Annotated in this window: 12 protein-coding genes; 4 read left to right on the top strand and 8 right to left on the bottom strand. The window is 55.7% G+C overall.

Annotated elements, in window-relative coordinates; genetic code table 11:
• Window positions 1-35: 35 nt before the first annotated feature.
• From HMPREF9241_RS07500 to dinB, 6 genes are all read right to left on the bottom strand, one after another.
• Window positions 36-1796: a peptidoglycan D,D-transpeptidase FtsI family protein gene (locus HMPREF9241_RS07500; protein ID WP_006681687.1), complete on the bottom strand. Its 1761-nt coding sequence runs from the start codon at window positions 1794-1796 to the stop codon at window positions 36-38.
• 11 nt (window positions 1797-1807) lie between these two features.
• Complete coding sequence (gene ftsL / locus HMPREF9241_RS07505; protein WP_006681688.1) at window positions 1808-2203, bottom strand: cell division protein FtsL; 396 nt, start codon at window positions 2201-2203, stop codon at window positions 1808-1810.
• Window positions 2200-3180 (bottom strand): 16S rRNA (cytosine(1402)-N(4))-methyltransferase RsmH, encoded by a 981-nt coding sequence (gene rsmH / locus HMPREF9241_RS07510; RefSeq protein ID WP_006681689.1) that lies wholly within the window; start codon window positions 3178-3180, stop codon window positions 2200-2202. Before rsmH ends, ftsL begins: the two co-directional genes overlap by 4 nt.
• A 115-nt stretch (window positions 3181-3295) precedes the next feature.
• Window positions 3296-3727 (bottom strand): division/cell wall cluster transcriptional repressor MraZ, encoded by a 432-nt coding sequence (gene mraZ, locus HMPREF9241_RS07515; protein ID WP_006681690.1) that lies wholly within the window; start codon window positions 3725-3727, stop codon window positions 3296-3298.
• Between the two features lie 583 nt (window positions 3728-4310).
• On the bottom strand, window positions 4311-4709 hold the full coding sequence (locus HMPREF9241_RS07520; protein ID WP_006681691.1) for a DUF3040 domain-containing protein: 399 nt from the start codon (window positions 4707-4709) through the stop codon (window positions 4311-4313).
• 35 nt (window positions 4710-4744) lie between these two features.
• The gene (gene dinB / locus HMPREF9241_RS07525) at window positions 4745-5995 is read right to left on the bottom strand and encodes a DNA polymerase IV (protein ID WP_006681692.1); all 1251 of its coding nucleotides are present in this window, start codon (window positions 5993-5995) and stop codon (window positions 4745-4747) included.
• A 62-nt stretch (window positions 5996-6057) separates the two neighbouring features.
• Here dinB and HMPREF9241_RS07530 point away from each other — a divergent pair, with 62 nt between their 5' ends.
• Window positions 6058-6885, top strand: a complete 828-nt coding sequence (locus tag HMPREF9241_RS07530) for a spermidine synthase (protein WP_006681693.1) — start codon at window positions 6058-6060, stop codon at window positions 6883-6885.
• A gap of 38 nt (window positions 6886-6923) precedes the next feature.
• Here HMPREF9241_RS07530 and HMPREF9241_RS07535 read toward each other — a convergent pair whose 3' ends face one another.
• Window positions 6924-8084, bottom strand: a complete 1161-nt coding sequence (locus HMPREF9241_RS07535; protein ID WP_131367668.1) for a PAC2 family protein — start codon at window positions 8082-8084, stop codon at window positions 6924-6926.
• A gap of 258 nt (window positions 8085-8342) precedes the next feature.
• Here HMPREF9241_RS07535 and HMPREF9241_RS07540 point away from each other — a divergent pair, with 258 nt between their 5' ends.
• The 3 genes from HMPREF9241_RS07540 (at window position 8343) to HMPREF9241_RS07550 (ending at window position 13672) form a co-directional block, all read left to right on the top strand.
• Window positions 8343-10598, top strand: coding sequence for a HelD family protein (locus tag HMPREF9241_RS07540; protein ID WP_006681695.1), 2256 nt, complete (start codon window positions 8343-8345; stop codon window positions 10596-10598).
• A 65-nt stretch (window positions 10599-10663) separates the two neighbouring features.
• Entirely contained in the window at window positions 10664-11869 is a 1206-nt protein-coding gene (serA, locus tag HMPREF9241_RS07545) for a phosphoglycerate dehydrogenase (RefSeq protein ID WP_040318683.1), read from the top strand.
• Between the two features lie 81 nt (window positions 11870-11950).
• On the top strand, window positions 11951-13672 hold the full coding sequence (locus HMPREF9241_RS07550; protein ID WP_006681697.1) for an AMP-binding protein: 1722 nt from the start codon (window positions 11951-11953) through the stop codon (window positions 13670-13672).
• A gap of 27 nt (window positions 13673-13699) precedes the next feature.
• Here the strand turns inward: HMPREF9241_RS07550 and nrdR are convergent, their stop codons facing one another.
• Window positions 13700-14245, bottom strand: coding sequence for a transcriptional regulator NrdR (nrdR, locus tag HMPREF9241_RS07555; RefSeq protein WP_006681698.1), 546 nt, complete (start codon window positions 14243-14245; stop codon window positions 13700-13702).
• Window positions 14246-14275: the final 30 nt, after the last annotated feature.

Consider the following 14275-nt stretch of genomic DNA (forward strand, 5'->3'; position numbering starts at 1 on the left):
TTCCTCTACGATTCATACGACTTCACTTCATCGTCTCAGTTAGTCGGCGTCGTCGGGAACAGCGTTGCCGGCGTCGTCGAAGCTGGAATACCTAGATTACGCACTGACGCTTGCGCGACCTCACCGAACAGTGGCGCCGAGGAATCAGAGGAAATGTAGGCAACTTTAGGATTGTAAAGAACAACAGAGATAGCAAGCCGAGGCGCTTCAACGGGAAGCAGGCCGGCGGTCGTCGACACAATGCCATGCTGACCGTTGACGACGATATCTGCCGTACCGGTTTTCACACCGACGCGATACCCATCAACCTTCGCAGCCCCTGCAGTACCCAGATGATCTTCAACGACGGACTCCATCATCAGCATCAGATTCTGCGCCGTATCAGCTTTCATGGCCTGCGTTGGCTTGGGCTCTTCGGGGGTTTCAACGGTCCCGTCAGCGTTCGTCCACGACTTGACCAATCGGGGAGGAATGTGGACTCCACCGTTCGCGATTGTGGCCATGAACGAGGTCTCTTGGAGCGGTGAAACCGAATAGGACTGGCCGAACATCGACACATACTGATCACGGCCCGCCCACTCGCTTGGAGGACGAAGAATACCTGTCGTTTCGCCAGCAAGCTCCACGCCCGTCAGGTCACCAAAGCCAACGGCTTTCATCATGTCGTAGCGCTGTTCATTCGACAGAGTCTGACCAACCAGAACGGTGCCAGTATTCGACGATTCAGCCAAAATACCCGTCGCAGTGAGAGTTTCACCATCGTGCTCGTGGAAGTCTGTAATCGGACCACCCGCATCGGGAAGATCCAAAGAATAGGGCACATTAAAGACCGACGTGGGAGTGATCGTCCCCGCATCCAACGCGGCCGCGAACGTCACCACCTTGCCCACCGAACCAGGTTCGACCGTATACTGCACCGAAGCCACAGGCTGAGGATTCGCGTTATCTGGGATAGTCGACTCAGAGTCCGCCATCACCAAAATTTCACCGGTCGTCACATCTTCAACGACAACGGTGCCCCATTCGGCCTTGTGATGCTCCACGCGAGCATCCAGCATGTCCTGAACAAGATGCTGCAAGTCAGCATGCAACGTCAGTTGCAGGGAACCACCGTCAACAGGCTCAACCGTTGTCTTCTTCGCGCCAGGAATAATCGCACCATTCGGAGCAATCTCATACTGCTGCGAGCCAGGCGTGCCCGTCAGCAACGTATTGAACTGCGATTCCATGCCCGACGAGCCAACGCCTTCAGCATTGACCGTACCAATCACCGGAGCAGCAACATTCCCATTGGGGAACGTCCGTTCGTAGGTGGCTTCCCACTCAATGCCGTAAATATCCAGAGCACGAATCTCTCGATACGTCACCGCATCAACATTGCGCTTCACATACGTGTAGGTCGAGTCACCCAAAAACAAGCCGCCAAGCTCAGCTTCACTCATGTGCAGAAGCGGAGCCAGCTGGCGGGCGGCCTCGACCGGGCCTCGTCCCACAACCTTCGTCTTTTCAACCCCGTTTTCCTTCGTCGTTTCTGAGTGAACATAAGAACGCAAGTTGATCTGATTAACGGCAATGTCGTAGGTCAGAATCGAGTCCGCGAGGATCGTGCCCGTCGCGTCGGTAATTGAGCCTCGTTTAGCGGCAATGCCCGTCTGCGACGTACGAACGGCCTCGCCTTCGGTTGCAAGCATGGGCGCCTTGATGATCTGTAAATCGACTAAGCGGATCGCACAGGCCATCAGGCCGAAGAAGAAAATGATGAGGATGGCAAGAGATCGCCCAAAACGCTGAGTCATACGATCTCCTGTCAGTGTCCGGCCGTTCCGCCTTCAATGGTGCCAGCTCCAAGATTAATGAAGCCAGTCCGACCACCTTTCACCATTCCCTGAGCGGTGGCAGCTTTCTCAAGTTCGGAAGCCGATGCTGCCTTTTCAATTTGGGCTTGCATCGACCACGCCTGAGCTTCAAGCTCATTCAGCTCAATCTGCTGAGTACGGATTTCGAACGCCGTTTGAGCCATGCGAGTGTGAAGAACCATCGAAGCAAGAACCGTCGCAATGATCACGACGATAGAGACGATTCCCAACATCAGAAGCGAGCGGGTGGGCTTGCTCCCCTCGACAACTCGGAACTCCCTTCTTAGTTCAAACTCGTGACGTTCCGGACGGGAAACCGGGCGCCGGGAAGCTGCAGCACTGCTCATGAGAGTTCCTTCCATTCACGAACAAGCTGGGCGCCACGCAGACGCACAGATGCGGATCGAGGGTTATGTGCGCGTTCGGCTTCATCAGCTTGGTGCACTTTGCGAGTGAGGAGTTCGACGCTCGGTGCCATCGAATCTGGAATAACTGGAAGACCTTGGGGAACATCCACCGTAGACGCACGTCGGAACAGGTCCTTGACGATGCGGTCTTCAAGCGACTGGTAGGACTCAACAACCAAACGGCCACCGATGCGCAGGCTGGCAAAGCACGCAGGCAAAGCACGTTCGAGAATATTGAGTTCGTCGTTCACTGCGATGCGAAGGGCCTGGAAAGTGCGCTTCGAAGGGTTTCCGCCCGTACGACGCGCAGCAGCAGGAATGGATGCGCGAACGATGTCAGCAAGCTGCCCCGTGCGGGTCAGAGGTTGCGTTTCACGCGTTTCCACGATGCGACGCGCAATTCGAGAGGCAAAGCGTTCTTCACCGTATACGCGCAAGATCTGTGCGATCTCTTGAGCAGTTGCACTGACCAGAAGTTCGGCAGCGCTCTGCCCCCTAGTCGGATCCATTCGCATATCGAGCGGAGCGTCAGCAGAGTAGGAGAAACCACGTTCCGCTTCGTCGAGCTGAAAGCTGGAAACCCCTAGGTCCATCAGGATCGCATCAGCTTTTCCTGCCGGAGCATATGTCGCAACGACCTCGTCGACGTGGTCGTAGGTCGTGTGAACCGCGGTGAAACGATCTGCGAACGGCGCAAGACGCTCGGAAGCAAGCGAAATTGCTTGAGGATCACGATCGATACCGATCAGGTGAATGTTCGGGAATCGCTTGAGGGCAGCTTCGGAGTGACCTCCCATTCCCAGGGTGCAATCAACGAGAACAGCACCATCGTCAGTGAGGGCAGGAGACATCATGCCCATGCATTCGTCCAGGAGGACGGGAATATGACGCTCGGACGTTTGCTTGGTGAGCTCCATGTCGCCCCCTTTCCTGCAGATGATGTGAGTGCTTTTCATCCCTCTTGGTCCCCCACCGATCTCCGACATCGGGGAAGTGAAGTCGGGGCCTCGGGTGGAGACCAAAAGGGACGAACTAGAACATTCCTGGGAAGATCTCTTCGTTCGTATCCGAGAACGCGTCGTCTTCGACGGTGAGGACTTCCTCCCACGCTTCGGAATTCCAGATTTCAGCGTGATCACCTACACCGATGACGGTGAGCTGACGGCCGAGTCCGGCGTAGCTACGCAGTTCTGCAGGGAGGGATATACGACCCTGTCGATCTGGAGCTTCTTGGAACGCACTCGCCATAAAAACGCGTCGCCAGTTTCGAACCTGCTTCGACGAGGTCGGCGCAGAAATGATCGACTGCGCGCGCTCATTGAAGGTTTCAACCGGGTAGACGTAAATGCAACGGTCCTGTCCCTTTGTGAGAACAAGTTGCTCACCCATGTCTTCACGGATTTTTGCAGGCAGAAAAACACGTCCCTTGTCGTCGAGTTTCGGCTCGAACGTACCAGTGAACATGTCTCACCACCTTTCCTTGGTTCCCACTTCCACCACTTTACCCCACACCTATTACTTTTAGTACCATTTAGAGGCAGCTTCGAACACTTTCTCTTCTTAAAAAGTCTGATTTTCTGCGAGAAAATATCTAGTGGTGAAAAGTGGGGCACATTTTTAGTTCTAGCCGATTATTCCTGCACGAGCCCCTCTCCGCCCGCTACTCCTGCATCTGAGAGTGAGAGGACGAGGCCTGCCACATCACAAGCTCCTCGGCTAGAAAAGGCAGGATCCTCATCCCCAATCGCACCACCACATCACCCACCGCACCCAACGCGACAAAACCGAGCTTTTAGACCCACATCCGTCGCACCAAGTGCAGTCGGGAACAAAAAACCAACCCACACACGGCACCAACTACACCCAACGCGACAAATCCAAGCTTTTAGACCCACATCCGTCGCACCAAGTGCACCCGGGAACAGAAAAGACTCAGCCAGGCACCGACATCTAGAAGACACGAAGAGATGACACAACAGAAAAGCCCATGACCGTAGGACATGGGCTTTTCTTTACGTTTTTCGAGGCGAGGTGGAAGACGATCTCTTTAAAAATCGCGACGACGCTTTCGTTCTTCCCACCGCTGTTCTTGGTCCTCGATAAAACGCGACCACGAACCGAGGTTTCGTCGCTGTTCTTCAGGTGTAAGCGGAGCGGCTTTCTTTTCGGGCGAAGAGATCGCATACCAGACGCCACCAACCATGATGGCAAAACCGATCACGCCCATCACGATGGAAATACCTGAGTATCCAAGGGAAACTGCGCCAACCAGGACACTCAGACCTGCGATAAAAACGAAAATTCCAAGAGCGATGCGTCGGATTGAAAGCCGCAAAGCTGGAGCTTCTTCTTCCTGCTCCATTTGACGGGCAAGACGTGGCTCGTCACGACGGAACTCCTGTTCCATCTCTTCTAGTACTTGTTTTTCATAGTCAGATAGAGCCACGACGCATCCTTTTCCGCTATCCGTTAGTGACGAGTCTAACGGGTTGGGGGCGCAGATTGCGATTCGTGCCCGCTGACCTGCGGTAACAAAGTTGCTGGCCGTAGAGCATCCCTGCCAAATTTCCCCTGAATCTGGTCCATTGCTCGCTCCGAAGCCAACGGTTTTCCATCATCGTCAAGAGCTATCGCAACGCCAGCCGATCGCGGTTGAAGGACTTCAACCTTCACGCCCGCCAAACGAATCCCAGATGCCGGCATCACCTCTTTTGCGAAGAGCTCGCTTGCAGCCGCGTAGATTTGTCGTCCCACATCTGTCGGAGCGTGTAGCTTCACAGATCGAGCGATCGTGTGGAACGAGGCGTCCCTCAGTTTCAGCCCGATCCCCCATGCGACCATGTCGGCTCTGCGCAAACGCGCCGCACATTCGTGAGACGCCTGTAGCAGGAAGGCCTCCAGCTCACTCCTATCGTGAATATCAGACTCAAACGTTCGTTCGGTACTCATGGACTTTACTTCGCGACCACCGCGAACGGGACGCGGGTCGATGCCCCAGGCAAGATTGTGCAGGTGGCGCGCGCTTGCAAGGCCCACAAGTCGCGTCAGGAACGTCATGTCCAGGTTCGCGAGATCACCGATTGTGTCAACGCCAGCGAGAGCAAGCCTCTCCCCCGTTTTTCCGCCCACTCCCCAGAGTGCTCCAACGGGGAGCCCGTGCAGGAATGGGATCGTTTGATCGCGAGGAATCAGCAGTAGCCCGTCAGGTTTTGCGTTTGACGAGGCAATTTTTGCCACCGACTTTGTGGCTGCGATTCCAACCGATGCGGGTAAACCGACTTCGGCATGGATGCGGGATCGAATCAGATTTCCAATTTCGGTTGGTGACCCGAGGCGCCGACGCGACCCTGACACATCAAGGAATGCCTCATCAATACTCACTTGCTGTAAGACGGGAGTGATTTCCGACAGGATCGCCATCACTTTGTGTGAGTATTCGGAATACACGCCCCTACCAGAGAACACAAAAGTCGCTTCCGGGCACAGCGCATGTGCGCGAGCACTCGGCATTCCGGCTCGCACACCGCGAGCGCGGACCTCGTACGTGGCGCTGGTGACGACCCCTCGTCCGCCGAGATGCCCGACGATGATTGGTCGGCCTCGTAAATCTGGATTTTCCGCGATCTCTACTTGGGCGAAAAACGAGTCCATGTCGACGTGCAGGATGGGAGTCTGGGAATCGTCGTCACCCCAGAACTTTCGGGCACGCCCGTCACGGGGAGCGTTCGACATTGCTCCTCCTTCAGTGCGAGCGCGGTCGACTCTGCTTTCGTTCACTGACTACAGTGTGACGCGTGAGCCGAAAAACTGCGCGCGGAAGCGAATTCTTTGAGATCCCCTCTGGGAAGGTTGAGATCCGTTGGGATGGTGCGCTTGCGACGCTGTATTTGAACGGTATCGAGTCATCGTGCACGAATGTGGACGATCCGACCAGCCTCGAGTTTGAGTATATGCAGCATGCGACGTGCGCTCTCGATTGCGTGATTGACGAGGCCGCCCCAGTCCGCGCGCTCCACCTTGGTGGCGCGGGATGCACTCTGCCACTCGCCTGGTCTTACCTTCGTCCAAAGTCGAAGCAGACCGCTGTCGAGATCGATCCGGATCTTCCCGATTTGGCGCGACGTGTGTTTGATCTGCCGAAATCTCCGGCACTATCGATACGTATTGGAGACGGGCGGGAAGTGATGAGCTCGTTCCGCGATTCCACATTCAACGTCATCGTGCGCGACACCTTCGCTAACGGCCAGGTTCCAGCGCATCTTGCGACTCTCGAGTGCGCGAAGATTGCGCGGGAAAAGTTGAAGGACGGCGGACTCTATATCCTCAACAGCGCTCACGGTGGCGACAGTGATGCTCGCGCTGAGATTGCCGCTATTTCCGAGGTTTTCGGCCAGGTGATGAGCATCCAGGATCCGAAGGTGGGGCGAAGCGGTAGGCGTGGCAACATTATCGTCATCGGGTATGTCGGAGCTGACTATCCGGTTGAAGACCTTGACCGCGCACTGAGGCGCCTTCCTCTACCCGCTCGGGTGACGCACGGTGCGAATCTGACGAAGTGGCGTGCAGGCACACCCGCACTGCGCGACGCCGACATCGGATATAAGGAAACTGGCGCGAGCTGAAGCCGAAAAGACACTCAAACGTGGAGTAAAGGCCTGATTCAGATGGCGCCTGTTTCTCCGCTATCCGCCTCTTCGTTTGGATCGGTTTCATCGGTGGTGTGCTCTTCGACATGCAGCGATGCGTCATCCCCGCTATCGGCACGGTGACGAGGAGTCATGGCACGAACGGCCTCTGGATCTGTTGCACGCAGGTGAACACGCTTGAGCGCCGCGGTCAGGGGATCTTCTTCCACCATTTCTACGCTCTGGTCGTCGGCGCTCGGCTGATCGTCAGATACTGTTTCACTCTGCGACAAGTTCGCCAAGTAGCGCTCAATGACATCACCAATGTCCTTGTCCTGTTGAGGAGTATGACCCAGCGGAGTCTGAGTACCAAAAGAGTTCAAGGAAAAGGAAGATTCGCCAGGACTCCACGCGTCATAATGCTCTTCAAGGGACGTAATAGTCGCCATGATCTCTGGATTTGCTTCGATCAATTGCTCAATCGTGCCCTGATCCTGAGCTGCTCCTAACTCCAAGTTACCAACCGGCAACGACAGATCAGCAAAATCAGACAGGCTGGATAACAGCGCAGAGGAGCCCGCCGGGTACCCAGACTCTGCCATGTAGAACGGAACCGCAGCAAGAAGAGCAATACCATTCACACCGCGTTCAGCAAGACGACGCTGAACGAAGGAACTTGCCGGTGCAGGGAACTGCAGTGACCCCGCCATCTTCGGCTGAGGCGGAATCAAAGAAGCATCCGTGGCCTGCACGTGAACCGGGGTTGCACGAGTATGTGGAACACTCGAAGGAATGCCATGGAAGGACACGCTGATCTCAACACCAGCTTCCTTCACAAAGTCAGCAACAATGCGCGCAAATGCCTCCCACTTTGCATCCGGTTCAGGACCGTGCAGAAGCAAAATCGGGTTCCCCAAGTCATCGCGAACTCTGTCGATTGCGATTTCATGAGTCACCATTTCTTCGCTGACCCAATCACGGACCGTCATGATCGGACGATGAGAGCGGTAGTCCAAGAACTGATCGGAATCAAAAGTCGCAACACGTTCGTTCGGCAGGGCGCGAAGCATTTCAGCAACTGCCATACGACCGGCTCCGCCAGCATCCATGCTTCCGTAGAAGTGCATCACTAGGATGCGCGAATGAGTTTCACTGGCCGGCCCTCGCTCGAAAAGAAGGGCATCATTCGGTTTCATTACGTTCACATGCCCTTTCATTTCTGTTCTGTCCAATGCCATGCTCGTCAATTCAACTCGACGAACAATTCGTACTATCAACGCTACTCGGAAACAGGCCGGAGCGCCCGACGGGCCCACTGATATTCGCCTTGGGCGAATAGTCGGCCTCGTGAATCTATCTCCCCTGCGTCGCAGATCGCGGACAGTTGCACCTGGTCGCAGTTTTTCAGGCACAATAGATGGTCGCTATCTTGTCCATTCCTCGAAAGTACGCGCATGACTGACTCATCGACTTCTGCTTCGCCGGCGTCCATACCGGAGCAACGCCATGTCGACGCCGCGTATGCAAGGGTGGATGAGCTTCGAAAAAAGTACCGTGACCAGCAGGCGCGAACGCACGCAATCCACGGCGCAGGAAATCCTCAGGCCTGGACAGAACGCGAAGCACTCTCGGCTCACCTTGGTGATATGGCAGCACGCCTCGAGGCCGTTGAAGACCGCCTTGTATTCGGTCGCCTCGACATGGCTGACGGCGACCACCACCACATTGGTCGCGTTGCCCTATCGACCGCCGACGGCGAGCACCTCCTGATCGACTGGCGAGCTCCCGTAGCGATGCCCTTCTATCAAGCGACTGCCGTCGACCCAAAGGGTGTCGTGCGAAGGCGCCACATTACAACTCACGGGCGCACCGTCGTCGCGCTTGAGGATGAACTGCTGGATTCGTCGCGAGCCGAAGGTATGGATCTTCAAGGCGAAGGCGCGTTGATGAGCGCCCTTGATAAGGCTCGCGACGGTCGCATGGGTGATATTGTCGCGACAATTCAGTCCGAACAGGATGCCATCATTCGTGCTCCTCGCGACGGCGCGATCGTCGTCCAAGGCGGTCCGGGAACCGGTAAAACAGCCGTCGCCCTGCACCGCATTGCCTACCTGCTGTATGCCGAACGTGAGCGCTTAGAGCGTTCCGGTGTTCTTTTGGTCGGGCCGTCGCGCATTTTCTTGCGATACATCGAACAGGTACTTCCCTCACTGGGTGAAACTGGCGTCGTTTCGACGACCATGGGCGACCTGTTGCCCGGCGTAGACGCACGTGGAACGGAGCCACTGGGCGTTGCCCAAGCGAAAGGTCATATCGGCTGGGCGCAGCTACTGAAGCAAGCGGTCAAAATGTTGCCACGCGAATTATCGGCACCGACCACGTTGCAGGTGTGGAGTCGCACGGTGACACTGACGCCGGATGACGTGTCGAAAGCGATCCGCCATGCACGGCATACGCGTCGCACTCACAATCAGGCGCGCGAAGGTTTTGCTCTGGAGCTGATGGAGGTTCTGGCAGAGCGCCTAGCCTCCGATGCCTCGTCGGCCGGTGGAGTACTTGCTTCCAACGAGGATAAAGCGGAGTGGATCAGCGAAATCCGCGACTCCATTGATGCGCGTCGCGCGATCAATCTTGCGTGGATGCCAACGTCCGCCAAGACTCTTCTTCGTCGTCTCTATGCGCGTCCCCAACTGTTGGCGCATATTAACGATCGAGCAGGCCGCCCCGTTTCACCCCGCCTGTTGCCACTCGTTGAGCGTCATAGTGCTGAGTGGACCGATGCCGATATTCCCCTGTTAGACGAGCTCGAAGAATTGCTTGGACCGATGCCCACATCACGCATCGAATCCTCAGAATCAGAAAGTGCTGCAATTGAACGCGCACGAGCTGCGATCGAAGGCCAGGGGCTTGGCGGAGGCATCGTGAATGCTGAGCAGCTTGCCGAGTCCACATTGTCTCAGCGAATGTGGACTCCCCTTGCTGAGCAGGCAGCCAACGATCGCAAGTGGGCATACGGCCATATTGTCGTTGACGAAGCTCAGGATCTCTCCCCGATGGCGTGGCGTAGTTTGTTGCGTCGTTGTCCGTCGCGGTCGTTCACGATTGTTGGTGATTTGGATCAGCGACGCGGATCGAAGCGTCCGAAGACGTGGGTTGAAGCCTTGGGGCCGGCAAGCAGAGCCTACAGCGATGAATTTGTTCTGACGGTGTCCTACCGTACTCCGGCGACATTGACCGCCATCGCTGAGGCCGTGATGGCACGCGCAGGTAAGCCTGTCATTCACCCGATGAGCGCGGTCCGCGACGTTGAGGACTGCTACCGCGTCGTGACTGTTGAAGCAGATACGGATATGGTCGCACGCGAGGATTCGCCGGCGTGGGCGGCAGCAATTCAGGCGGCATCGCAGGCGTGTGAGCGACTTGATGCCACTTCGGGTGAAGGAAGCGGCAGGGTCGCGATTCTGGTTTCAGATTCACGAGGCCACGCATGGCATGCCGATTCCACAGGTGAGAGCGCACTTGATTCGCGGATTGCTTTGCTCAGTGCCTCGAGTTCCAAGGGGCTTGAGTTCGACACCGTTATCGTGGTTGAGCCCGGCGAGATCTTTGCTGAAGGTGTTGGTGACCTGTTCGTCGCCTTGACTCGTGCGACGCATGATTTGGTTGCTATCACTTCGAGCGATCTTCCCAGGGGAATGGATCAGTGGTAAGACGGTTCTATCCGTAGCACGAACACTTTTGCAATCGCTTGGTGTTTTTCTGGCACTATGGTGGCATGACACGCGCACTGTTGCTTGAGAATCCCCATAAGGTTGCTGACGAGGTTTTCGCAAAGAACGAGATTGATGTGTCTCGCCACGCGGGTGCCTTGGACGAAGATGAGCTGATTAAAGCCCTCGAGGGCGTGGAGTACTTGGGTCTTCGCTCGAAGACCCAAGTGACGCGACGCGTTCTCGAAGCCAACCCGCAGATCAAAGCGATTGGCGCTTTCTGCATTGGGACGAACCAGATCGACCTGGAAGCAGCCACCGAGCTGGGCATCTCGGTCTTTAATGCTCCGTATTCGAATACGCGTTCCGTTGTGGAACTGGCAATCGGCGAAATCATTGACCTGTCGCGTCGCGTCACCGTGAAGAATTCTCGCCTCCACCGTGGCATTTGGGACAAGAGCGCTGATGGTGCACACGAGGTTCGCGGTCACACGCTTGGCATTATTGGCTACGGCAATATCGGCACTCAGCTGTCCGTGCTTGCTGAAGCAATGGGCTTGAACGTTATCTTCTACGATATGGCCGAGCGCCTGTCTCTGGGCAACGCCACCCAGATGCCGACGATGGAATCCGTATTGCGCGAAGCGGATATCGTGTCGATCCACGTTGATGGTCAGGAAACAAATTCCAATCTGTTTGGCGCTCGTGAGTTCGCGATGATGAAGCCCGGTGCACTGTTCATCAATTTGTCGCGAGGTTTTATCGTCGACATTGATGCCCTGCATGATGCGCTGGTGTCGGGTCACTTGGCCGGCGCTGCCGTTGACGTGTTTCCCCAAGAACCGAAGAAGAATGGCGATCCTTTTGATTCACCTTTGATCAAGCTGGATAACGTTATTCTTACTCCACACATCGGTGGTTCAACGGAAGAGGCTCAGTACGATATTGGTCGTTTCGTCGCGGGGAAAATCAGTGACTACCAGGACACCGGCTCAACCGACATGTCGATCAACCTGCCGAACCTCAGCTTGAATGCTTCGCAAGAGTCTCGCTACAGGATTCGTCTGATCCACAAGAACACTCCCGGTGTTCTGGCGAATATCAACCACACCTTTGCCGAGATGGGCGCGAATGTTGGTGGTCAGATTCTGGGAACTGCAGGATCAACCGGCTATGTGCTGACCGACATTTCTTCCGAACTTCCGATCGATGCGATCGAGAAGATTCGCTCGATGAAGGACACTATTCGTCTGATTACGACGACCCTGTAGGAAAAACGCTTATGTGGTCTTTTCTCGGCCTGGTCCCAACTAACCTACGGTATCGTAGGTAGTAAAGAATCGGAGGACAACGTGACTCTTACTGACCAGCTTCGAGCCCAATACGCCCCCGGCGTCCCTGAAACTATTGAGGTGCCGGATCAGACCATTCCTGCGATGGTTGAAGAGGTAGCGAAACGTTATCCGCATCAGATTGCTCTGGACTTCTTCTCGCGCCCAACCACGTACGCGCAACTGATGACGCGCGTACGCAGGGCAGCAACTGTGCTGGCCAATGCAGGAGTTCGCCAGGGGGATCGAGTTGCCCTAGCGATGCCAAACTGTCCTCAGCACGTTGTTGCAATTCTTGCGACGATGCACCTTGGCGCAATCGTGGTTGAGCACAATCCTTTGGCTCCTGACCACGAAATTCACGAGGAGTTTAACCGCCACGGCGCACGCGTTGTCATTGCATGGGAAAAGACCCTGTCGAAGCTGACGTTCCTTGATCGTGCGACCACGGTTTTTGCTGTCAACCTGACGAAGGCTCTTCCCGGTCCGAGCCAGTTGCTTTTGAAGCTTCCGATCAAGTCTGCTCGCACGAAGCGTGACGCTTTGTCGACGCGTCCCCCATCATGGGCTCGTTCGTGGGACCAGGCTGTAGATCAAGCTCCACGCTGGACCACTTCTTGCCCTGCGAGTCCTGACGATCCGGCGCTACTGATTCATACGGGCGGTACGACAGGTGTTCCGAAGGCTGCCTGCATTACACACCGTAATTTGATGGCGAACATTGCCCAGTCGATCGCATGGGTGCCGATCCTGCACGAGAACGCTGAAGTGTTCTACTGCGTTCTTCCCCTGTTCCATGCGTTTGGCTTCACCATTGGCTTGTTGTCGGGCTTGCGTTTGGGTGCCACAATTGCGCTATTTCCGAAATTCGACACAACCATGATTCTGACCAGCCAGAAGCGTCTTCCCTGTACGTTCTTCCTTGGTGTTCCACCAATGTACGAACGTTTGCTGACTACGGCAGCCACCATGGATGTCGATCTGACGTCGATGACGTTCTCACTTTCGGGCGCTATGCCACTGTCTGCTGATTTGGCATCACGCTGGGAAGAAAAGACTGGCGGGTTGATGATTGAAGGCTATGGCATGACCGAAGCCTCACCGATCCTCCTAGGTTCCCCTCTAGCAAAGAACCGTCGCCCGGGCGCTCTTGGCGTTCCCTATCCGTCCACGCAAATCCGCATTGTCGACCAAGATAATCCGACGAAGGATGTCGAAGACGGTGAAATTGGCGAACTCATTGCACGAGGCCCCCAGGTGTTCTCCGGATACTGGGAGCAGCCGGAGGAAACAGCTGAGATCTTCACCGAAGAGGGCTGGCTTCGTACGGGCGACCTTGTCCAGGTGCGCGACGGCTTCATCTACATGGCCGATCGTCGTAAGGAAATGATTAACGCCTCTGGTTTTAACGTGTACCCCAGCCAGGTTGAGAACGCTGTTCGCTCTATGCCAGGAGTTCGCGACGTAGCGGTTATCGGTATTCCTGCCGGCTCGACCGGCGAAGATGTCGTCGCAGCAATTGTCCTTGAAGCCGGCGCTTCGATCACTCTTGCTGATGTTCGCCAGTGGGCCGAAAAGTCTATTGCTCACTATGCCCTACCACGCCAGCTCGTGGTGATGACGGAGCTTCCTCGCTCCCAGCTTGGAAAGGTCATGCGTAAGCGTGTTCGCGAACAGGTAATGGAGGTCGCCGACTCTGCGACAACTAAAATTCGCCAGTTTACGAATCGAAAGAACGACTAGCTGTCACGGTGACGCCGAAACGTTTAATCACGAGTCGAGTAGAGAATCCAGAATCTCTCGGTTCGATAGCGCCTTCTTCGTCTTGGATGAAGAGTGTGAGCCCGAAGTGGATGCGGAGGCATTGTCTTTATTACGCTCACGCAGGATGCGGATGGCTTCTTCGAAGTCTTCGAGGGTATTAAAGGCTCGATAGACGGAAGCAAAACGAAGGTAGGCGATTTCGTCGAGGTCACGGAGGAAGGGAAGAATCGCTTTTCCAACTTCATCGGAAGAGACGTTTGAAACTCCGGTTAAGCGGAGTTGTTCTTCAACCTGTTGCGCCAGGATTGCGAGATCGTCGTCAGAAACGGGGCGCCCTTGGCATGCTTTCTTCACACCGGAAACAACCTTGTTGCGCGAGAAAGGCTCGACGACACCGGCGCGCTTCACGACTTGGAACGAGGATGTTTCAAGCGTGGTGAAACGCCTCTTACATGATGTGCACGCGCGACGACGACGAATCGAGGCACCATCATCTGCGATGCGGGTATCGACGACTCGTGAATCTGGGTTATGACAGAAAGGGCAATGCACGCCTTTAACGCTACACGGCAAATAAGAAAG

Origin of the sequence: Schaalia turicensis ACS-279-V-Col4, from assembly GCF_000296505.1 — a bacterium.
GTDB classification, from domain to species: Bacteria; Actinomycetota; Actinomycetes; order Actinomycetales; family Actinomycetaceae; genus Pauljensenia; species Pauljensenia turicensis_A.